Here is a 22,595-nt window from a genome sequence, read left to right as displayed (position 1 = left end):
GGGGTTTTAACAGAAGGGAGAGTTTGAATTGATACCGAGTAAGCCTCTCATCTTCTCAAAAATCCCATTTTTTGAGAAGTGGCGATTAATTTACCTTTTGAAGATTCAATCACACTTAGTACTTTAGTACGAGATTTAAGTTACGCTACAATAGCGTGATGGACATATCCCCAATCATTAACGATCTTAATAAACCCCAGCGCGATGCGGTGGGGCTGCCTCCTCAATCAGCGCTAGTACTAGCCGGTGCTGGAAGCGGTAAAACACGCGTACTGGTACATCGTATTGCTTGGCTGATTGAGGTTGAGCAAGTCTCCCCGTTTAGTATTTTGGCGGTGACGTTTACCAATAAAGCCGCTGCTGAAATGCGGAGTCGGATTCAAAGTTTACTAGGTGTTCCGATTGGGGGCGCTTGGGTGGGTACGTTTCACGGTTTAGCTCATCGCTTATTGCGTATGCACTGGCGTGAGGCTAATTTGCCGCAAACTTTCCAAATTCTCGACTCTGAAGATCAAATACGCATGATTAAGCGCGTACTAAAAGCGCTAGAACTCGACGAAGCATTGTGGCAACCCCGTCAAATTGCCTACTTTATCAATAATGCCAAGGATGCAGGTTCACGACCTCAGCATATTGAAGATAAGGGCGATTTTTCCATTACCCAAATGCGCCGCATTTATGCCGCTTACGAAGAGTCTTGTAATCGTAATGGTGTAGTGGATTTTGCTGAGCTACTGCTGCGCTCCTTGGAACTACTACGTGATAATTTAGAACTCCAAACTCACTATAGAGCACGCTTTAGACATATTCTGGTGGACGAATTTCAAGATACTAATGCGTTGCAATATGCATGGCTACGTCTACTAGCAGGCGAGCATAATCCAGTGTTTGCGGTCGGTGATGATGATCAATCGATTTATGGTTGGCGCGGTGCGAAGATTGAGAATATTCGTAATTTTACCCGCGATTTTAACAACTGCGCCATTATTCGCTTAGAGCAAAACTATCGTTCCACGGGAAACATTTTGCAGGCTGCTAATACCTTAATCAGTCACAATCACGGGCGCATGGGTAAAAACCTCTGGACTGAAGGTGTGGAGGGCGAGCCACTGTACCTGTACGCTGCTTATAATGAAATGGATGAAGCGCGTTATGTGGCGGCACAAATTGAGCAGTGGTTAGCGAAGGGGGGAACACGCTCTGAAATTGCGGTGCTCTATCGTTCCAATGCACAGTCTCGTGTATTTGAAAGTACTTTTAATGAGCGCCGTATTCCTTATCGGGTCTATGGTGGATTGCGCTTTTTCGAGCGGGCTGAGATTAAAGATGCACTGGCTTATTTACGCCTAACCGCTAACCGTTTAGATGATGCCTCGTTTGAGCGCATTGTGAATCATCCGCCGCGTGGGATTGGTGAACGCACGGTCGATGCTTTACGTGTCTATGCACGTAGCTCTGGCAAATCACTCTGGGAGTCTGCTGCTGAGGCTGAACAATTAGGTGAACTTAATCCGCGTGCGGTAGGTGCTATCAAGCGCTTTTTGCAACTGATTGAGCTAATGGCAAATGATATTAGACCGTTGCCTTTGGCAGAGCAGGTTGAAACCGTGATTGAGCTAGCCGCTTTAAAAGAGCATTTTAAAACTAAAGAGCCGGGGGAAGCAGGTCAGGCGCGGATAGATAACTTAGATGAGCTAGTCACAGCAGCACACAGTTATAATTATATTCGCCAAGAAGATATGCCAGAGATGGAACCTTTAGCAGCCTTCCTAGCTCATGCCACTTTAGAAGCGGGTGAAGGTCAGGGCGATGTGGGCGAAGAGTGTGTGCAAATGATGACGCTCCATTCGGCTAAAGGCTTAGAGTTTCCTTTGGTGTTTTTGTGCGGTTTAGAGGAAGGTTTATTCCCTCATCAAATGTCGGCTGATGATCCTGCACGTATGGAGGAGGAACGTAGGCTGTGTTATGTAGGCATTACCCGTGCTGAGCGCTTATTAATTCTGACCTATGCAGAGCAGCGCTTATTACATGGCTCGACTCGTTTTAATCCCGTGTCACGGTTTGTGCGTGAATTACCTGAGGGTTTAATTCACGAAGTCCGTCCTAAAGTCAAAACCTATGCGGGTGTCTATCGCACGCCACCCACAAAGTCTATTTTACCGCAAGCGCAGGCGGATGGTTATCGTGTTGGGCAACGCGTGCGCCACGCTAAATTTGGTGAAGGTGTCATTACCAATGCGGAAGGCTCAGGGCAATCAGCTCGTGTACAAGTGTCCTTTCGCAAAGAAGGTAGTAAATGGCTAGTGTTGGGCTATGCTAATCTTGAAATCATTTAATTAGAGGTATTGGGATGAAAGCGATTATGGTAAGCGCCTTATTGGCGTGCGGTTTAATATTGTCTGCTTGTAGTGAACCAAGTGCCGTACCTGCGGATAAAGGTCAAACAGGCGTTGCACCGGTGACGACCATTGGAGCTTGTACAGAAGAGTTACAACGTTGCCCAGATGGTACAGCAGTGGGGCGTAATCCGGCTAATAATTGTGCCTTCGATACCTGTCCTAGTGGTAAAGCTGTAGAGGAAATGGTGTGTACCATGGAGGTTAAAATGTGCCCCGATGGTACGGCGGTGGGGCGCGACGGCAAAAATAATTGCGAGTTCAAGCCCTGTAAATAGTGAACTGTACCGATCACTCACGTTGAGTTAGAGATGAATGCCTTTCTGAATTCTGAGTAAGGCATTCATAATACTGGTTGCAAACATACTCCCCCCCCAGCGCCCCTCAATTAATATATATTCCACCGCTAGCTCATCATACAGATCCATTAATAATTGCTTTGCCTCAGTGGTTTGTAAAAAACCAGCGGGGGTAGCGATAATTAACGCAGGGCGGGACGCGTCCTCTTCTTTCAACATTTCCAGTAAGCGAAATAAAGCGGTACTGGATTCACCTAATAGACAAATAGCCCCCGCTAGGTATTTACGCCAATACTCAATCGAAGTCATCGAGCGTGTTTGTTTTTTCGCTTTAGCTTGGGAAATGACCACTGCCTTATTAATAAAACTTAAAGGCTCCTGATACAGTAGGTCACTTTGTAAACCACTGGTAACCGTATCAAAGTCATACAAAATAGGAGCATAGTGGCGAATAGCTTTTTTAGCCGTCTCAATCGCTTGCGGGCTAAAGCGCAAACGCTCAGCAATTAAAGGTTCACCACAGGCGCGGATCACAGGCAACACCACCTGCTGCTGGTCGGGGGTGAATTGCTCTAATGGGACTAACTCGCGGATTTTTTCATAGGTTTGTTGTTCAATACGCTCAGGATCACGTTGATAATGAAACATAATAAAATCTCAACCTTAGTCCACAACAAAATCAAAATAGTGCTCAGGATAAGGTTCATTATTGAGGGTAAAGTGCCACCATTCTAATTCAAAGCCATGAAAACCGTGTTGCAACATGAGGGAGCGCAATAATAGGCGGTTGGTGCGTTGGGTTAGGCTTAGATCTGCATAGTCGGGTGCTGCGGATAAACCAAACACATCAAACTCAGTACCCATATCTAGCTCTTGCCAGCCCTGTGCGGTTTGCGTGGCTAGGGTCAGATCTACGGTACTCCCGCGCATATGACTAGAGCGTGTAGCAATATAGCCTAATTCAAATAATTGCCGCTTAGTCATGTTGGGGTAAAAACGCTGTTGCAATGCTGGATTTTCAGCTTGATAAGACCAATCAATGAAATGTTGTACGGCTTGCTTAGGACGATAGGCATCAAAAATATACAGCGATAAGCCCCAAGGTTGAATGGAGTGTTGAACTTGCGCTAGGGTTTCAGCAGTTTTGCGCGTTAGCCAAGCATTATTGGCGTTATAGCCACTGACCACCGTACCGGTAAAGTTATTCGGTGTGCTATAGCGCAAGTCTTGCAAAATACTCGGTGCATAAGCCCTTAGCTCCACAAAGTCGCTAGGGCGTTTGGTTGTATCAATCATTTGGATAATCAGGTCAGTTTAGGATTAAGCTTTAGGTTTAAAAGCGGCTAATGGGCCATCAGCACGGATTAGATTAGGAATATCTTGATAAGGAATAGTCAGTTCAGTAGGGCCTAAGGCATAAGGCGCTATTTCATAGCTATTAAAATAAAATACTAAACCTTCCTGAGTAGCGGCAAAGTTGCTATTCAAGGCAAAATTCCCATTAGGGAACTCATAGCCTGCCTCTGTTAACATTTGATCAGCTGGAATCTTTTTATCAGCACGGAAAATACGCTCGCCAATAATATTTAACTCATCCTCGTAGCCGTTGTTTAATAAGTCGCTGAGTTTATAAGGCTTACCATTGTGACGATTGAGTGTGTAATAGCTTTGTCCAGAGGCAGGATGCGCCCCTCCCATATAGCTATATTCACTGAATTTTAAAGTCAGAATAGCGTCCGTACTAAACACAATGGCTATAGAGCGTTCTAAAGTCCACGGCGTGCTGACTTCGGGTTGTTTAAGGTATTCATCGATAAATAAACTAGCGAGTTCTTCGGCGGTTTTGGCTTGCTTACCATCTTCGGTTTCATAGCTAAACGTCTCTTCGCCAATAAATTGATTAATTTGTTGAATGATAGGATTAGCGTCGGCTTGATTGAGCTGGGGATAGAGTATTTTCACACTGGCACACAGTGCACTTTCATCACTATTCCAAGCAGATCCTGCGGGACAAGCTTTGCCGCCTTGTTTTTGATAACTAATTGTTTGGTAATCTAAGTTACTAGCATGGGCGGTATCGGTAGAGTTACATCCTGTTAAAACGGTAGCGCTGAATAAACCGATCAGCACTACAGAGTTCGCTAAACGACGCATATGCTATATCCCTATAAGTAAATTATTTAACTAGCAGCATACTGGATTAGGTTAGAAAAATCTCTCACAACCAACGTCTGACTTGGCGCAGATAGGTCTGATACTCCACGCCAAAACGCTCAGTTAAAATGGCTTCCTCAGGTTTAATCTGCATTTCAGTGAGTACCCACATAAAGAACGGTATAACTATAAAGGGACTGACCGCACCTAACACTAAGCCCCAACCACCGAGTATCAGTACCATCCCCAGATACATAGGATTACGCGAAAAGCGATAAGACCCTGTGACGACTAACTGGGTACTGTTGTGGGGCTTAATTGGATTGAAGGTAGTACGCGCCTTAAGAAATAAAGCCAAGGCATATAGATCGCCCGCTAAAGCAATGCCAATTAGGCTCCAACCGATTATGTTCCACGGGAAACCTTGAAAGCTGACTAAAGGCATATAGTGTTTAAGTAACCACATTAAACCTAAAGCGAGCAATAAATAAATGGGTGGAGGAATAAGCAATTTCATAGGTTGTACCCATCATTAGGGGGATAAGCGCTTAATATCCCATTGACCTTGTTGCAGGCGATATTCAAAGCGATCATGTAGGCGACTAGGACGACCCTGCCAAAATTCAAAGGTGTCCGGCACAATTCTAAATCCACCCCAAAAATCAGGTAATGGAATAGCGCCCTCTTGGAACTTGCGCTTCATTTCATCAAGCTTTATTTCCAATAGGGAGCGCGAGGTAATAATGCTACTTTGTTGGGATACCCAAGCACCCAATTGACTTCCACGCGGGCGGCTCGTGAAGTATTTTAAGGATTCCAGTGTAGAAACCTTTTCAGCCCGTCCGGTGATTTCGACTTGGCGCTCCAACTCTTTCCAGAAAAACAATAAAACCACTTGAGGATTTTGGGCAATGTCTTGTGCTTTTTGACTGTGGTAGTTGGTGTAAAATACGAAACCTTGTTCATCAAACGCTTTAAGCAATACGGTACGTAGTGAGGGGCAACCGGAACTGGAGACGGTCGCAATTTGCATAGCGTTTGGTTCTAGGACTTGTCCAGAGGTAGCTTGTTGAAACCAAGTCTCAAATTGCTTAAAGGGATTGGGATCTAAGGTGGCGCGGTCTAAACCAGCTTTAGTATAGTCTTGGCGTAACTCACTCAAATCCATAGTGGCTGCTCTTCAGTTGATAAGATTTAAGAGTGTAATGAATTGCCTAGTAAAGCAAAAGAAAAAAGCCAGATCAAAACAATCTGGCTAAAAAGGCACAAAGGAAGGGCTAGAACCTTTGTGCCAATAGAGTCCCTTAGGACTCTAGGGGCTAACAAACAAGGGTAATAGGGTTTTTATTATTACAGTCCATAATGCGACGCAATATAATTTTGTTCTTCTTCACTTAAACGTTCATAACTGACTTTAGGTGGGGTGACTCTAGCCGTCGCTGCTGACCCACGAGTATTAGAGGGTTTAGCTTTACTATTTGCCACGGTTGCATGTGACCCACCTTGTGGGGTTGGCATGTTATAGACGCTATAAGCGTGATTTTGCCAATCCTGATATAATTCATTATTTTGTACAGTCGAGCAGCCAGTTAATCCAACGCTAACCAGCACAGCTAGTACGCAGTTTATTATTTTTATCATGGCGTATTGCTTGGGGTTGTTTACTGTATGGATCTTATATTTACAGAGTTTATGGGGGCATGCAGCATTATTCGGATAAATGGGATGAAGGTACGATAGTTGGATTGATTTTAGTGATGATCGGCGTGCCCATCCGTGGACTGATGTTGAGCCAAAGACCAGGCGCACTGTTCGCGTACTATAGCACTAGAGGTGCTGTGATAAACCTGTTCTAAAGCTTCTAGGACAATATTTTGGGTGGGTGCATTACCTAAGGCTAGCGCGATATTACGCTGCCAACGTTCATGCCCTATGCGCCGTATCGCTGAGCCTTCCAAATAACGATTAAACTGCTCCTCAGTCCATAAGAATAATTCCACTAATGAGCGGCGATCTAATTGCTGGCGCACCCTAAAATCTGTCTCAGGTGAGGTTTGTGCAAATCGATTCCAAGGGCATACTAACTGGCAATCATCACAGCCATAAATACGATTACCGATTGCTTTACGAAATGCTTCCGGAATGGAGCCTTTATGCTCAATAGTGAGATACGAAATACAGCGCCGTGCATCTAACACATAAGGCGCAACAATGGCTTTAGTAGGGCAAATATCAATACAAGCCGTACAGTGCCCACAATGTTCAGTGATAGGTTGACTAGGCATAAGGGGTAGATCGGTATAAATTTCCCCTAGAAAAAACCATGAACCCGCATCACGACTCAGTACATTGGTATGCTTGCCCATCCAACCCAAACCTGCTTGCACCGCAATAGGTTTTTCCATCACTGGAGCACTATCGGTAAACACTCGATACCCAAACTCATCTACCCAGTGTTGAATCCCTTGTGCGAGCTTTTCCAAACGTTGTTTGAGTACTTTGTGATAATCGCGCCCTAAAGCATAACGGGAAATATAGCCAATAGTCGGATGATTCAAGGCTGAAATAGGATCGAGTCCATTGGGCGGGAGATAATTCATTCTGACACTAATAATACTCAGGGTATTAGGCACTAACTCATGAGGGCGTGTGCGCTTAGTACCGTGTTTAGCCATCCAGTCCATATCACCGTGATAGCCTAGCTCTAGCCATTTAGTGAGCTGTGTTTCAGTAGCCCCTAAATCAATACTACTAAAACCTATGGCATTAAAACCTAGTTGCTTTCCGAGCTGTTCAATTCTAGTGTTAAGATCAGAAGGGATAGAGTGTCGAGAATTCAACATGTTAGAAATGACCGAAAAGGTTTATAACACTGCACAAATTCGTGCAATTGAGCAAGCTGCATTTGAACAAGATTTATCTGCATGGGAGCTAATGCAACGTGCGGGGCGCGTTACCTTTGAGCATATCAGCAAACAATGGCCGATGAGTCAATCGTTATGCGTGGTTTGTGGAGCGGGTAATAATGCGGGGGATGGCTATATTGTGGCAGCTTTAGCTCAGGCTTGGGGGTGGCGCACTGAGGTAGTGGCTTTAAGTAAGGGTGAGCATTTACCAGAGCCAGCACGTACTGCGTATCAAGCCTTTCAAGATACAGGGGGTGTGATTCACGAGTTCCATAGTAAATTGCCTGAGGCTGATATTTATGTGGATGCGTTATTGGGAATAGGTTTGAGTCGCTTAGTCGAGGGCGAGTATAAAAAAGCTATTGAAGCCCTGAATAAAATGACTAAGCCCGTGATAGCCCTAGACCTACCTTCTGGCTTAAATGCTGATACCGGACGTGTGATGGGGGTGGCAATACGTGCCTATCAAACAATAACCTATATTGGCTTAAAACAAGGTCTATTGACGGGTGAGGCAGCGGATTATGTGGGGCACATTATTTGTCATCATTTGAAATTACCAGCCAAAGTGCTGAAGGTAATTAAAACACCGGTAGGGCATTTGTTAAATTCGCAGCATCTCAATCAAGCACTCCCTAAGCGCCCGCGTAATGCGCATAAGGGTATGGCGGGTCATACTCTTATTGTGGGAGGTGCGCCTAGTATGGCTGGGGCAGTACGTTTGGCGGGTGAAGCGGCTTTGCGTACTGGAAGTGGTTTAGTAACTATTGCGACTCATCCGATACATGCCATGGTCATTAATGCGAATCGTCCGGAGTTAATGGTGAGTGCAGTGGACTCACTAGACCCCTTATTAGCACTCATTGAGCGAGCTTCGGTATTAGCGATAGGACCTGGATTAGGTCAAAGTGCTTGGGGGCTTAGTTTATGGGATAGTATTAAAGTAGCTCATTTGCCAATGGTAATTGATGCAGATGCCCTCAATATTTTAGCTCAGCAACCCTTGAGGCGCTCCGATTGGGTGCTTACACCGCATCCGGGTGAGGCTGCACGCTTACTCTCTATACCTGTCCATGCAGTAGAGCAGGATCGGATTGGTGCGGTTTATGCCCTCAAAGAGCGCTATGGTGGTACGGTGGTACTAAAAGGTGCAGGTACTTTGATCTTAGGGGATGAGGGCTTGGTATTTTGTACCGCAGGCAATCCGGGTATGGCTAGCGGTGGTATGGGTGATGTATTGACGGGTATTATTGCAGCACTCATTGCACAACGCTTCAGCCCCGAAAATGCCGCTCGTATTGGAGTGTTAGCTCATGCTATAGCGGGTGATATAGCGGCCCAGCAAGGAGAGCGTGGTTTATTAGCCAGTGATTTAATGGCGCAATTACGTGTAGTGGTGAATCCGTGAAGATACAAACTGAATCCTTTAATCCTAATAATGAAGTAGAGATGGAAGCCTTAGGTGGACTATTAGCTCAGCGTTTCCCTAAGGGTTTAATTACCTTGAAAGGCGATTTAGGGGCTGGAAAAACGACGTTAGTACGAGGGTGGCTGCGTGCTTTGGGGCATCAGGGCACGGTCAAAAGTCCTACTTATACTTTGGTTGAGTCTTATCAGTTACAGGGAGTGGACGTGTATCATTTTGACCTCTACCGCCTGAATGATGCGGAGGAATTAGAGTATATGGGGATTCGTGATTATCTTAACCAAGAGTCTTTATGTTTAATAGAATGGCCGGAGCGTGCTGAGGGTATCCTTCCGCCCCCTCTATGCAGTATTGAGATCTATTATGCTAATGCAGGTAGGGAGGTTAAAGTTAATAGTTTAATATAAAACAATAGCTTACAAAGGAAACATAAAAAACTACTTGAAAAAGAATGCTGCTCGTTTAAGATTTATAAGTATTAGTCGAATAATTTCGGGGTTTCCGCCCTTTTTACAACGCTTGCTGGTAGCTCGCCATGGATAGTAAACATCTAGCACGACGTAATTTTTTGCTTAAAGCAGGGGCTTTTGCCTGTGTTACCGGAGGCTTATGGCTTCCACTGAGTAATTTAGCTGTGGCAAGCACCAAGCTCACGGGTGCACGTCTTGCAGGTAATGCAGGTCAATTAAAGTTTTCCTTAGTTTTAGATAAAGCGGTGAAATATAAAATTTTCACTTTAGCTGATCCTGACCGTGTGGTAATCGATCTATTAGATACCAGTCTAGGAGGCAATTTAAAGCAAGGTGAACACAACCGGCCTCCCCTCAAGGGTATTCGTTATGCTATGCGTGATGATGGACTGAGAGTGGTATTGGATATGGTGCAAGCGGTGGATTTCCAAAACACCCTGACCCAATCCGGTAATGAGCATGTATTTGAGGTGTTATTAACGCCCAAAGGACGCCCTCTTGCAGCGGCTCCCGTAGTACCGCCTGCGAGTGCTTCTAAGCCGGTTGCCATAAACAAAGCACCTGCTCGTACTCCACGTCCTTTCACAGTGGTCATTGATGCGGGGCACGGTGGACGTGATCCGGGGGCTATTGGTCGTAATGGTACTAAGGAAAAAGACGTAGTATTAGCAGTAGCACGTAAACTCAAAGCGCAAATTGATCGTACTCCTAATATGCGTGCGGTGATGACGCGCGATAGTGATGAGTTAGTGCCTTTAAGACGACGTTTAGAAATTGCGCATGAAAAAAAGGGTGATATTTTCGTCTCTATTCACGCCGATGCCAGTAATAATTCACGCTTAGATGGTTCTTCGGTTTACATCCTCTCCAATGCAGGTGCATCGAGCGAGGCAGCCCGGATGCTAGCCGAGAGCGAAAACTCCTATGATATTAAATTTAGTGGTGTCAGTTTATCCGATACTAGCGAGCGTATTGCCTCGGTGTTACTGGATTTAAGTAAGAATCATATTATTGATCAAAGCTTGATTGTGGCTAAATCGGTATTGCGTGAACTGTCTCAAGTGAGTGCTCCCTTACGCTCTAAGGTAGAAAGTGCAGGCTTTATGGTGCTGAAATCACTTGATATTCCTTCACTATTGGTAGAAACGGCTTTTATTAGTAATCCCTACGAGGAGCGGCGTTTACGTACCCCGCAATACCAGCAACAATTAGCAGATGCTTTATTCCGTGGGGTTAAACGCTATCAAATGGTTCAGGCTAATGAGCTAGACGGCACGATGGAGGCTAGTGTCGAGACTGATCAAGTATTGGCTCAGCTTTAACCAGTCCTATTCAAGTACTCGATTTGTAGTAGAGTACTTTAGCTCCCTGATACTTCATGTTCTAATGACCTATCGACACTTAATCAGTGAGGTAGGTCATGCGTATTGCTTTAGCTCAGTGTTTGCCCCGCACAATCGACCTAGCTTTTTCTTCTTTAACCTCTCTCATTGCCCAAGCCAAAGCTCAACAAGTCAATTTGCTCATCGTGCCTGAGATGTTTCTAACAGGCTATAACATCGGTGTTGAGGCTTGCTCCGTTCAGGCTCTTAGCTTACAAGACCCACACTTTCAAGCCCTGCAATCATTAGCTCGTGAGCATCAGATTGCCCTAGTACTAGGTTTTCCCGAGCGAGATCAAGAGGCTATTTACAATAGTGCCGCCTTTATTGATGAGTGCGGAGAGGTATTGAGTGTTTATCGGAAAACTCATTTATACGGTGCGGTCGATCACGCTCAATTTAGTGCCGGGAATGCGTTATGTCAGCCTTTTAGTTGGCAAGGTTGGCGTTGTGCTTTAGCGATTTGCTATGACATGGAGTTTCCCGAAGTAGCGCGTTCTTATGCCCTGCAACACGTAGAGCTATTGCTAGTCCCTACCGCTAATATGCATCCCTTTGATCTAGTCTGCCGCCATACTATTCCCACCCGTGCGGCTGAAAATACCCTGTATATTGCCTATGCCAATTATATAGGGCATGAGGGCGAGTTTGAGTATTGTGGACAATCCTGTATTGCTGATCCCTATGGTCAGGTGTTAGCGCGAGCAGGTCATGATGCTGAGGAATTACTGATAGCCGAGCTAGACAAAACAACCTTACAAACCGCTCGACAAGCCTTAACTTATCTCACTGATCGTCGTCTAGAATTATATCGTTTCTAAACTTAACAATAATCACTGAATCTACCACGCTAGGAGTTTCATTATGTCAGCCACTCAACCCGTTACCTTATTTGGTCCTGATTTTCCTTTTGCCTATGATGATTGGCTTAAACATCCAGCGGGTTTAGGGGCTATTCCTGCTGAGCAGTACGGTAAAAAGGTAGCCATTATTGGCGCAGGCATTGCGGGATTAGTGGCTGGACTGGAGCTAATGAAAATGGGTTTACAACCGATTTTCTATGAGTCTGGGCAGTTAGGGGGGCGCTTACGCTCACAGCCTTTTGAAGGTGCTGAGGGCGTGATTGCCGAATTAGGCGGGATGCGTTTTCCTATTTCATCGCGTGCCTTTTATCATTATGCCGATTTAGTCGGTGCAGAAAGCCGCCCTTTCCCTAATCCTTTGACTGAAGCAGCGGGTTCTACCGTCATTGATTTGGAGGGTGAAACCTTTTATGCCCAAACGCTAGCTGATTTGCCTCCTATGTTCCAAGAGGTTGCCAAAGCCTATCAAGAGGCACTTGAAGAAGGAGCGCAATTTAGTGCTTTGCAACAAGCGATTCGAGAGCGTGACAAAGCTAAAATTAAAGAGCTATGGAATCCGATTGTACAGCGTTGGGATGAGGGAACCTTTTATGATTTTATTACCCAATCTAAAGCCTTTAGCCAATTAAGCTTTAGACACCGTGAGGTATTTGGGCAGGTGGGTTTTGGAACAGGCGGTTGGGATTCAGACTTTCCCAATAGTATGCTGGAAATTTTGCGTGTGAATGTGACCGAGTGTGATGATCACCAGCGTTATTTTGTAGGTGGTGTCGAGCAAATTCCACGTAAGCTTTGGCAATACGCCCCTGCTCAACTAGCTCATTGGCCTGAAGGTACTACGCTAGCTAAACTGAATCACGGAGCACCCCGCTCAGGCGCTACAGCGATTTTCCGTGATGAACAGGGCTTAATTAATGTGACTGATCAATGGGGAGCGACCGCCAGCTATGATGCTGTAGTAGTCACTTGCCAATCGTGGCTATTAAGTACCGCCATTCAAACCCAAGAAAGCCTATTCAGCCAAAAGCTATGGATGGCGCTAGATCGCACGCGCTATATGCAATCCTCCAAAACTTTTGTCATGGTAGATCGTCCGTTTTGGAAAGATAAAGACCCCGAAACAGGGCGCGATAGGATGTCTATGACGCTTACTGACCGTCTCACCCGTGGAACCTATTTATTTGATAATGGTCCTGATCAACCCGCCGTTATCTGTTTGACCTATTCATGGATGTCTGATGCCTTAAAAATGTTGCCCTTACCGATTGAGCAACGGGTGAAATTAGCGCTCGGAGCCTTAAAGAAAATTTACCCTAAGGTCGATATGACTCAGCATATTATCGGCAATCCGATTACGGTGAGTTGGGAAAGTGATCCGAATTTCTTGGGGGCATTTAAGGGGGCATTGCCCGGTCATTATCGCTATAACCATCGTATGTTTGGTCACTTTATGCAGGATACTTTACCGGAACAGGAAAAAGGTATTTTCTTAGCTGGCGATGATATTAGTTGGACGCCTGCATGGGTGGAGGGTGCGGTGCAAACTAGCCTAAATGCCGTATGGGGTGTGATGCGTCATTTTGGTGGGCAATGTGCCGCTACTAATCAAGGTCCGGGTGATGAGTATCCTCTATACGGGCCTATTGCCTTAGCTGATTGAGATAAAGCCCCTGAGAAATTTAATGCGTTTTTGCGCTAAGTCATTGCAAATTTCTGCTAGATAACGCATTTATAGTTTTTACTTGGGTTATGGGTCTTAAGAGGTTGGTATGAGTATTGTTGAGTTTGATGCTGCGTTGATTCGTCGTTATGACAAAGCAGGACCGCGCTATACCTCTTATCCTACAGCAGTAGCGTTTAAAGCTTTTACAGCGGCTGAGTATCAAGCACAAGCAACGAAAAGTAATCAAACCACTCCTCTATTGCCGCTCTCGCTTTATTTCCATATCCCGTTTTGCGATACGGTATGTTTTTATTGTGCCTGCAATAAGATCGCTACTAAAGACCGCTCCCTATCCGATAAATACCTCACTTACCTATTCCGCGAAATTGAAATGCAAGCCGCGTTATATGACCGCTCGCGCGTGGTTGAGCAACTGCATTGGGGTGGCGGTACACCGACCTTTTTAAACCATGATGAAATGCGCTCACTGATGGCTAAAACGCGTGAGCATTTTAATTTGTTAACGACGGAAGAGCGCGACTATTCCATCGAGATTGATCCACGCTCAGTCACGGTTGAAACCATTAATGTTTTACGTGAAACAGGCTTTAATCGTTTTAGCCTAGGTGTGCAGGATGTTGATGAAAAGGTCCAAGTAGCCGTCAATCGTATTCAACCGATTGAGCAAACCCGTGCTGTGATTGAAGCTTGCCGTGCGGTGGGGGCTAAATCGATTAGTGTGGATTTGATTTATGGCTTGCCCTTCCAAACCGTAGAAGGTTTTCAAACAACGCTAGACACGATTATTGGTTTAGCGCCGGATCGAATTTCGGTGTTTAACTATGCGCATATGCCCCATTTGTTTAAGCCACAACGTCGTATTAATGAGGCCGATTTGCCTTCTGCTGAGACTAAATTACAGATTATGAAATTGGCGGTCGAGCATTTGACGCAGGCAGGCTATGAATACATTGGGATGGATCACTTTGCTAAACCGAATGATGAATTAGCGCTAGCCCAAGCTAATGGTACGCTGCATCGTAACTTCCAAGGCTATACCACTCACGCGGATTGTGATTTGGTGGCAATGGGGGTAAGTTCGATTAGTAGTGTAGCGAATAGTTATAGCCAAAATGCTAAGACTTTAGATGAGTACTATGCTGCTATTGATGCGGGGCAATTTCCGGTGATTAAAGGCTTAGTCATGACGGAAGATGATGTGATTCGCCGCCATATTATCCAAGAATTGACTTGCCAATTTGCGCTCGATTTTGCAGAGGTGGAACGGTTATTTAATCTCCATTTTGCCGAATATTTTGCGCAAGAGTTAGCCGATTTACAGCCAATGGCTGAGGATGAGTTATTAGTATTAAGTACTTCAGGGATAACAGTCACACCACGCGGACGCTTTTTGATTCGTAATATTTGTATGGTGTTTGATAAGCACTTACGCGAACAAACCACCCAGCAGCGATTTTCTAGAGTGATTTAGTTGGCTTGCTGAACGGATTAGCTCATTGCGTTGCCCGTTCATGCCCTAACATCAATGCTTTCATGTCGCCCTGTACTCGAAAACTCTCGATAAATAAATAGGCACTTAAGAATAGTGCCCCACCAAAAACAGCTATTATTCCCAAAATGATACCTATAGCCGAAAACTGGTGACGCCATGCAACCCATAAACCTGAAAGGGATAACATAAACATAAAATCAAGGTTAAACTGACCGGGCCACTGCATCTTAGCCATATCACCAAAAAATATGGGTAATAGCCCCATGCCATAATTTGAAATAACTACACTGGTATAGCCAGCAAGGGTGATGAAAATCAGTACAAGAACTACTCTGAATAGGGTCATTTATACATGTCCTTAAATAAATTTTGCTGCTTACCTAAGTTTAGGCATGAATGATCAAACTATGTTGAGTCAATTCAATGAAGCGAGCATCAACAAAAGCAGCTTCAATCTTTTCAAGGTTATTCAGAAATAAAGCCTTTAACTCATCATTACGAATATTACCAGTCGAGGCTAGAAGTAGTTTCCAAGGTTGGTCTTGAAGCCAAAAGGAATTCACAAAATCAGCATCTTTAGTCACAACAATACGCTGTTCTTCAATAGAGAGATTATTAATAAACTGGTCTGTTGTTCGATTACCTTCGGGCAGGCCTAATGTATGTCGAGTATCGTAGCCTGCTTCCTTCAACTGAATCGCTAGTTTGCGTGGCAAGTGGGCATCAACCAAAAACTTCATGCTGCTAATGCCGTTTCTATTCTCTTCACTTGGGATAAACGCGTAGCATAGGATAAAACAGCCAGTAAGTCATCGCGTTCTAAATCTTCATAATCGTCTAATATCTCTTCAATACTCATCCCCGCACTGAAAAGTTCTAACATCGTTTCAACGGGATAGCGTAGACCGCGAATGGTAGGTTTACCGTGACATATATTAGGATCTAAGGTGATACGATTTAGTAAGTGCATAAAAATCTACCTTAAATGAGTTTAGAGCTTTCTTAATAAGAAATAATAATGATTGTTGGTGTTTTCTAGTTTTACCACACAAGTTTATGGCTTTGTGGAGAACACAGAATGCAATTTTGTGATGTCCAGTTTACACAGGTAAGAAGATAATAAAAAGGCGAGTTACCCCGCCTTTTCATTAGCTTATATAGCTGGATTTAATGCCGTTTCTTCGGCGCAATCAAATCAGTAATCGAGCCATCAAACATCTCTGCCGCCATTGCAACGGTTTCAGAGAGGGTTGGATGGGGGTGTACGGTTAAGCCAATATCATGAGCATTCGCGCCCATTTCAATTGCCAGTGCAACCTCGGCAATCAGATCACCTGCATTCGTGCCGACAATCCCCGCACCAATCACGCGCTCAGTTTCCTCGTCAAATATCAGCTTAGTCATACCTTCATCGCGACCGAGTGACAAGGCACGACCACTCGCTGCCCACGGGAATACGCCTTTACCGTATTTAATACCCTTAGCTTTGGCTTCGTCCTCAGTCACACCTACCCACGCAATTTCAGGGTCGGTATAAGCTACCGATGGAATCACCCGTGCATCAAAGTGGCTCGCCATACCAAACGCCGCCTCAGCCGCTGTCTTGCCTTCATGTACCGCTTTATGTGCCAGCATGGGTTGACCAATAATGTCACCAATCGCAAAAATATGCGGTTGCGTGGTACGCATCTGGGTATCAACCACTTTCACAAAACCACGCTCATCCACAGCTACACCCGCTTTCTCAGCACCAATGCGCTTACCATTGGGTGTACGACCGACCGCTACTAATACACGGTCATAAACTTGCGGTTCTGCGGGAGCATTTTTGCCTTCAAAGGTCACTTTCATACCCGCAGGTGTAGCTTCCACTTTAGTCACACGAGTTTCGAGCCAAATATGCTCATAGCGCTTATTAATGCGGTTGAAATAAGGTTTCACCACATCCTTATCAGCGCCAGCCACAATATTCGGTAGCATTTCGACTACCGTAATTTTCGAGCCTAAAGCGTGATAAACCGTTGCCATTTCCAGCCCGATAATACCACCACCAATCACTAGCATACGCTTAGGAATACCGTTTAATTCCAATGCACCTGTGGAGTCAATAACGCGGGGATCATCAGGAATGAAAGGTAATTTGACCGCTTCAGAGCCTGCTGCAATCACTGCTTTTTCAAAGCGCACAATAGTTTTCTTGCCGTCATTGCCGACGACTTCTACGTGATTAGGATCGAGGAAAGTGCCTACACCGCTCACTACTTGTACTTTACGTTGTTTAGCTAGACCTGATAGACCACCGGTTAAACGACCCACGACCTTTTCTTTCCAAGTGCGTAGTTTGTCGATGTCGATAGTCGGTTTGCCAAAGCTAATCCCGTAGTCTGCGACTTCATGGGCTTCATCTAAGACTTTAGCCGCATGGAGTAGTGCTTTAGAGGGGATACAACCCACATTCAAGCACACGCCCCCCAAAGTACTCCAACGCTCAACTAATACGGTTTGCATTCCTAAGTCAGCCGCACGAAACGCAGCGGTATAGCCTCCGGGACCAGCACCTAGTACGAGCATTTGACAGCTAATATCAGCAGTTTTACCCCCCATCCCCGACCCTTCCCCCACAGGTGGGGAAGGGAGAACAGAAGTAGTTGTCATTGGGGTATCTTGTCCCCTCACCCCTTGTGGGGGAGGGTTAGGGTGAGGGGAATTTGCACCTGCACCTGCCACTTCCATTTTACAAATTAAGGTTCCTTCGGATGCTTTATCACTGACCTTAATCAATACCTCTTTCACCACGCCATCGTGAGGTGAGGGCATATCCATCGAGGCTTTATCCGATTCGAGAGTGATCAGTGCATCTTCCTTCTTAACGCTATCACCCGCTTTGACTAATACCTCGATCACATCAACGCTTTTGAAATCCCCAATGTCGGGGACTTTAATATCAATCATTTGACTCATGCTTCGTTCCCTCGATTACAGGATTAAATTGCGTACATCAGACAGTACAAAGGCTAAATGTGCCGTAAAGCGAGCGGCATACGCGCCATCAATCACACGGTGATCATACGACACCGCTAAAGGCTGAATGAGGCGATCCACTATTTCACCGTTTTTACGCATTAGGCGTTCTTGGGCGCGAGTTAGACCTAAGATACCGACTTCAGGTGCATTGACTAATGGGGTGAAGTTAGTACCACCAATACCGCCAAGGCTAGAAATAGAGAAGCAACCGCCCTGTAAATCATTGGATTTGAGTTTACCTTCACGTGCCTTTTTGGAGATGTCACCGAGTTCACGCGCTAGCTCAAATAAGCCTTTGCGATCCACATCTTTAATCACCGGAACGACCAAACCATCAGGAGTATCAACCGCGATACCAATATTGTAGAACTTACGTTGAATCAGGTTTTCACCATCATCCGCGAGCGCTGAGTTGAATTTAGGAAACTCTTTTAAGCCTGCCACTACCGCCTTCATCATGAATACTAAAGGAGTGAGGTTAAAGCCCATCGCTTTGGCTTTGTCCTTAAGGCTAGAACGATAGGCCTCTAGCTCAGTAATATCAGCCTCATCAAAGTGAGTCACTTGTGGCACGGTGAGCCATGCACGATGTAGGTGTTTAGCTGAAAGCTTACCAATGCGTGACATAGGCACGGTTTCAACCGCACCGAATTTGCTCCAATCCGGTTGAGTAATGAACTGGATACCACCCATATTATTAGCAGCAGGAGCAGGAGCCGCTGGTGTACTAGCACTCGGTGTTGGAGCAGGGGCCGCGACCACAGGGGCTGGAGTGCTAACCACTACGCTACCACCTGCTTGGAAGCCACGCACATCTTGTTCGGTAATGCGCCCATTTAAGCCAGTTCCTTTAACCTTAGAGAGGTCAATCCCTAATTCACGCGCAATACGGCGCACGGAGGGGCTAGCATGAGCACGACGAAAATCATCATCATTAATCGTACTGGCAGTATTGGCTGCTACAGGTGCTGAGGTACTTACGGTTGAAGGACTCGGTGCAGTGCTAGGGGTATCACTCGCTGCACCCTCGACTTCCAAGAGTAGAATTAGGCTACCTTCTGAAACCTTATCGCCTACTGCAACCTTGATTTCTTTAACCTTACCTCCTTTGGGTGAAGGAATATCCATCGAGGCTTTATCAGATTCCAAAGTAATCAATGAGTCTTCAGGTTTAATCACATCGCCAACGTGTACCAAAACCTCGATGACACTTACCTCTTTAAAGTTACCAATGTCGGGTACTTTAATTTCTTTGATACCTGCTACGGGTTTAGTTGCCTCAGCGGGAGCATTGCCCACTTTGGGTTGTGCCTCTGCTGCGGCTACATTAAGGCTCGGCTCGCCCGCATCCTTCAATACTAGAATAAGGCTACCTTCAGAAACCTTATCGCCTACTTTAATTTTAATTGCCTCTACCACACCGCCTTGTGGAGCAGGAATATCCATTGACGCCTTATCCGACTCAAGGGTAATGAGAGGATCATCGATTTTAATGGTATCACCCACATTAACGAGCACTTCAATGACATTAACGTCGGAGAAATTACCAATATCGGGTACTTTAATTTCTTTCATGAACTCGCTCCTTAAGCGTACAGTGGGTTAGGCTTTTCAGGATCAATATTGTACTTAGCCATCGCTGCTAACACAGTACTCGCTGTGATTTTGTCGGTCGCGGTTGAAGACTTGTGCTGATCTGCCAAAGCTTTTAAAGCGGTGACAGCGACATAGTAGCGATCTACTTCAAAGTGATGGCGTAATGCTTGACGACTATCCGAGCGACCAAAACCATCCGTGCCTAAGGTGTAATACGGATTAGGTACAAAGGCACGCACTTGCTCAGTGAATTGACGGATATAGTCAGTCGAGGCAATCACTGGACCTTCAGCTCCTTGTAAGCATTGAGTAATCCAAGGTAAGCGTGGCTCTTGATCAGGATGTAATAAGTTCCAACGCTCACAAGCCATACCATCGCGTGCCACTTCATTGAGGCTAGGAGTGGCCCAAATATCAGCATCAATATTCCAATCGCTTTTGAGCAATTCAGCCGCTGCAATCACTTCGCGTAAAATAGAGCCGCAACCCATTAATTGAACGCGATGTTTACCTGTACCATCTGCCTTGTTGAAGGCATACATCCCTTTGATAATGCCTTCTTCTGCACCTTCTGGCATAGCGGGCATAGAGTAGTTTTCATTCAGGGTAGTGATGTAATAGAACACGTTTTGACCTTGTTCATACATGCGCTTCATACCGTCATGGAAAATTACCGCGACTTCATAGGCAAAGGTCGGATCATAAGACATACAGTTAGGGATAAAGCCTGCGAATAATTGGCTATGACCGTCCTGATGTTGTAACCCTTCACCATTCAGGGTAGTACGCCCCGAAGTACCTCCAATCAAGAAGCCGCGTGCTAGCATATCACCCGCCGCCCATGCCAGATCGCCAATACGTTGGAAACCAAACATAGAGTAGAAGATATACACCGGAATCATCATCACATGATTATTGGCATAAGAAGTGGAGGCCGCAACCCATGAAGACATAGCACCCGCTTCATTAATGCCTTCTTGGAGCAATTGCCCCTTAGAGGATTCACGATAGGGCATAATGTCGGTGGCATCCATGGGTTCATAAAGCTGACCATCGGGAGCATAGATACCGACTTGACGGAACATCCCTTCCATACCAAAAGTACGCGATTCATCCGGTACAATCGGAACAAGGCGTGGACCTAATTCTTTATGACGAGCAACAGATACCATCACCCGCACCATCGCCATCGTGGTCGACAAAGTACGTTCGCCCGTCTCTTTCAACAGCGCATCAAATAATTCAGTTAGGCTCGGAATCGCCAAGGTTTCAAAGTTTTGTGGACGATTGGGTAAGTAGCCACCTAACGCTTTACGACGCTCGTGCAGATACTTCATTTCTAACGATTCAGGTGCAGGCTTATAGAATGAAGCATTTTCTACTTGCTCTTCCGTCACCGGAATTCTAAAGCGATCACGTAATTTACGTAGTTGATCCGAGCTGAGTTTCTTTTGCTGGTGGCTGATATTCATCCCTTCACCCGCTTCACCCATACCGTAACCTTTAACGGTATGCATGAGGATCACAGTGGGGCGACCTACAGTATTGACCGCTTCAGTGTACGCAGCAAAAATCTTTTCTTGATCATGACCACCGCGTAATAAATCATAATAAATTTGGTCGTCGGTCATATCGGCGACCATTTCTTTTAATTCAGGATACTTACCAAAGAAATGTTCGCGAGTATAAGCGCCCCCTTTGTTTTTAAAGTTTTGGTATTCACCGTCCACGCACTCCATCATGCGCTTACGTAATAAACCTTTAGTATCTTTAGCAAGGAGACGATCCCAACCGGAACCCCATAGTACTTTAATGACATTCCAACCCGCGCCTCGGAAATTACCTTCTAGCTCTTGGACAATTTTGCCATTACCACGTACAGGGCCATCGAGACGTTGTAGGTTACAGTTGACCACAAAAATGAGGTTATCTAAGCACTCGCGTGAGCCTAATGAAATCGCACCTTGTGATTCTGGCTCATCCATTTCACCATCGCCCAAGAAGGCCCAGACTTTGCGTCCTTCGCTATGCTTATCAGCAATCTTGGCAAAACCACGATGCTCCAAATACTTTAGAAAACGCGCTTGGTAAATCGCCATAATCGGGCCTAAGCCCATCGATACGGTGGAGAATTGCCAAAAGTCCGGCATTAAGTAGGGGTGAGGATAAGACGATAAGCCTTTACCTTGTGATTCAATACGGAAATTTTCTAATTGATCGGCGCTAATACGATCCTCAAGAAAGGCGCGGGCATAAGTACCCGGTGCAGTATGTCCTTGAATAAACAGCATATCGCTGCCATTAGGGTGATTATGACCTTTCCAGAAGTGGTTATAGCCTACTTCGTAAAAAATGGCAGAAGATTGGAAGGAGGCAATATGACCACCGGGTTCGGCGGGTTTACGGTTGGCACGGACTACCATCGCGGTCGCATTCCAACGTAAAGCACGCAGGATATTACGTTCGATTTCTAAATCACCCGGATAGGTAGGCTGTTGATCGACGGGGATAGTATTGATATACGGTGTATGAGTATCGGGAGGTTCAACGCCTACTTCATAGGCAGCATGAGCCGTTTGTTCTAATAGGTATTTGGCTCGCTCTGCACCAGAGCGTTCAGCGACGACTTCGATGGCTTCTTGCCATTCATGAGTTTCTTGCGGGTCAATATCGTGTGGATGAGTGCTCATCTGGTATTGTCTCCTTGGCGGTTTAGAAAAGCTAACGGTGTTCTTCAGCAGAATAGCGTTAGTAAGATGCGCAAAAGATGCCAAGACTAGATGATTTTGACCGCGTGACAGTACGTTTGAATGTAAACCACCTAGCGTTATAGCGCCCAAGACTTTATTACATAAGCGTGAAGGAAGGAACAAAAACTCGCACGAACTTACCTGATATTTTCT

The 22,595-nt window shown here is 45.4% G+C and carries 21 protein-coding genes; 8 read left to right on the top strand and 13 right to left on the bottom strand.

Annotated features, from left to right (window positions below):
• The first annotated feature begins 158 nt into the window (after positions 1-158).
• Together uvrD and IPL34_RS04880 are read left to right on the top strand one after the other, a co-directional pair.
• On the top strand, positions 159-2,336 hold the full coding sequence (uvrD, locus tag IPL34_RS04885) for a DNA helicase II (protein ID WP_296838566.1): 2,178 nt from the start codon (positions 159-161) through the stop codon (positions 2,334-2,336).
• Positions 2,337-2,350: 14 nt separating this feature from the next.
• Entirely contained in the window at positions 2,351-2,674 is a 324-nt protein-coding gene (locus tag IPL34_RS04880; RefSeq protein WP_296838564.1) for a hypothetical protein, read from the top strand.
• A 27-nt stretch (positions 2,675-2,701) separates the two neighbouring features.
• On the opposite strand, the gene IPL34_RS04875 is transcribed toward IPL34_RS04880, so the two are convergent.
• The 7 genes from IPL34_RS04875 to queG form a co-directional block, all read right to left on the bottom strand.
• Positions 2,702-3,343, bottom strand: a complete 642-nt coding sequence (locus IPL34_RS04875; RefSeq protein ID WP_296838562.1) for a precorrin-8X methylmutase — start codon at positions 3,341-3,343, stop codon at positions 2,702-2,704.
• A 15-nt stretch (positions 3,344-3,358) separates the two neighbouring features.
• The gene (locus IPL34_RS04870; protein WP_296838560.1) at positions 3,359-3,991 is read right to left on the bottom strand and encodes a M15 family metallopeptidase; all 633 of its coding nucleotides are present in this window, start codon (positions 3,989-3,991) and stop codon (positions 3,359-3,361) included.
• 24 nt (positions 3,992-4,015) lie between these two features.
• Positions 4,016-4,849, bottom strand: coding sequence for a DUF3298 and DUF4163 domain-containing protein (locus tag IPL34_RS04865; protein ID WP_296838557.1), 834 nt, complete (start codon positions 4,847-4,849; stop codon positions 4,016-4,018).
• 64 nt (positions 4,850-4,913) lie between these two features.
• Positions 4,914-5,366 carry an isoprenylcysteine carboxylmethyltransferase family protein gene (locus IPL34_RS04860; protein ID WP_296838555.1) on the bottom strand — a complete coding sequence of 151 codons (453 nt, stop codon included), beginning with the start codon at positions 5,364-5,366 and terminating at the stop codon, positions 4,914-4,916.
• 15 nt (positions 5,367-5,381) lie between these two features.
• Positions 5,382-6,017: a pyridoxamine 5'-phosphate oxidase gene (gene pdxH / locus IPL34_RS04855; protein ID WP_296838552.1), complete on the bottom strand. Its 636-nt coding sequence runs from the start codon at positions 6,015-6,017 to the stop codon at positions 5,382-5,384.
• A 182-nt stretch (positions 6,018-6,199) separates the two neighbouring features.
• Entirely contained in the window at positions 6,200-6,367 is a 168-nt protein-coding gene (locus IPL34_RS04850) for a hypothetical protein (RefSeq protein WP_296838550.1), read from the bottom strand.
• Positions 6,368-6,600: 233 nt separating this feature from the next.
• Positions 6,601-7,692, bottom strand: coding sequence for a tRNA epoxyqueuosine(34) reductase QueG (gene queG / locus IPL34_RS04845; protein ID WP_296838547.1), 1,092 nt, complete (start codon positions 7,690-7,692; stop codon positions 6,601-6,603).
• On the opposite strand from queG, the gene IPL34_RS04840 reads away from it, so the two are divergent.
• The 6 genes from IPL34_RS04840 (at position 7,691) to hemN (ending at position 15,051) form a co-directional block, all read left to right on the top strand.
• Entirely contained in the window at positions 7,691-9,163 is a 1,473-nt protein-coding gene (locus IPL34_RS04840) for an NAD(P)H-hydrate dehydratase (protein ID WP_296838544.1), read from the top strand. The genes queG and IPL34_RS04840 overlap by 2 nt on opposite strands.
• 41 nt (positions 9,164-9,204) lie before the next feature.
• Positions 9,205-9,588, top strand: coding sequence for a tRNA (adenosine(37)-N6)-threonylcarbamoyltransferase complex ATPase subunit type 1 TsaE (gene tsaE, locus IPL34_RS04835; protein ID WP_296843036.1), 384 nt, complete (start codon positions 9,205-9,207; stop codon positions 9,586-9,588).
• 128 nt (positions 9,589-9,716) lie between these two features.
• Positions 9,717-10,973: an N-acetylmuramoyl-L-alanine amidase gene (locus tag IPL34_RS04830; RefSeq protein ID WP_296838541.1), complete on the top strand. Its 1,257-nt coding sequence runs from the start codon at positions 9,717-9,719 to the stop codon at positions 10,971-10,973.
• A 98-nt stretch (positions 10,974-11,071) separates the two neighbouring features.
• Complete coding sequence (locus IPL34_RS04825) at positions 11,072-11,854, top strand: carbon-nitrogen hydrolase family protein (RefSeq protein WP_296838537.1); 783 nt, start codon at positions 11,072-11,074, stop codon at positions 11,852-11,854.
• Positions 11,855-11,897: 43 nt separating this feature from the next.
• Positions 11,898-13,556 carry an NAD(P)/FAD-dependent oxidoreductase gene (locus IPL34_RS04820; protein WP_296838533.1) on the top strand — a complete coding sequence of 553 codons (1,659 nt, stop codon included), beginning with the start codon at positions 11,898-11,900 and terminating at the stop codon, positions 13,554-13,556.
• Positions 13,557-13,665: 109 nt separating this feature from the next.
• Complete coding sequence (gene hemN / locus IPL34_RS04815; protein WP_296838529.1) at positions 13,666-15,051, top strand: oxygen-independent coproporphyrinogen III oxidase; 1,386 nt, start codon at positions 13,666-13,668, stop codon at positions 15,049-15,051.
• 22 nt (positions 15,052-15,073) lie between these two features.
• On the opposite strand, the gene IPL34_RS04810 is transcribed toward hemN, so the two are convergent.
• From IPL34_RS04810 to aceE, 6 genes are all read right to left on the bottom strand, one after another.
• Complete coding sequence (locus IPL34_RS04810; protein ID WP_296838526.1) at positions 15,074-15,418, bottom strand: hypothetical protein; 345 nt, start codon at positions 15,416-15,418, stop codon at positions 15,074-15,076.
• 40 nt (positions 15,419-15,458) lie between these two features.
• Positions 15,459-15,812, bottom strand: coding sequence for a DUF5615 family PIN-like protein (locus IPL34_RS04805; RefSeq protein WP_296838523.1), 354 nt, complete (start codon positions 15,810-15,812; stop codon positions 15,459-15,461).
• The gene (locus IPL34_RS04800) at positions 15,809-16,042 is read right to left on the bottom strand and encodes a DUF433 domain-containing protein (protein WP_296838520.1); all 234 of its coding nucleotides are present in this window, start codon (positions 16,040-16,042) and stop codon (positions 15,809-15,811) included. Before IPL34_RS04800 ends, IPL34_RS04805 begins: the two co-directional genes overlap by 4 nt.
• Positions 16,043-16,239: 197 nt before the next feature.
• On the bottom strand, positions 16,240-18,033 hold the full coding sequence (lpdA, locus tag IPL34_RS04795; protein WP_296838517.1) for a dihydrolipoyl dehydrogenase: 1,794 nt from the start codon (positions 18,031-18,033) through the stop codon (positions 16,240-16,242).
• 15 nt (positions 18,034-18,048) lie between these two features.
• The gene (locus IPL34_RS04790) at positions 18,049-19,671 is read right to left on the bottom strand and encodes a dihydrolipoyllysine-residue acetyltransferase (protein ID WP_296838516.1); all 1,623 of its coding nucleotides are present in this window, start codon (positions 19,669-19,671) and stop codon (positions 18,049-18,051) included.
• An 11-nt stretch (positions 19,672-19,682) separates the two neighbouring features.
• Positions 19,683-22,382, bottom strand: a complete 2,700-nt coding sequence (gene aceE / locus IPL34_RS04785) for a pyruvate dehydrogenase (acetyl-transferring), homodimeric type (protein WP_296838515.1) — start codon at positions 22,380-22,382, stop codon at positions 19,683-19,685.
• Positions 22,383-22,595 lie beyond the last annotated feature (213 nt).

Source organism: Thiofilum sp., assembly GCF_016711335.1.
GTDB lineage: Bacteria > Pseudomonadota > Gammaproteobacteria > Thiotrichales > Thiotrichaceae > Thiofilum.
This window is presented reverse-complemented; position numbering and strand designations above follow the sequence as displayed.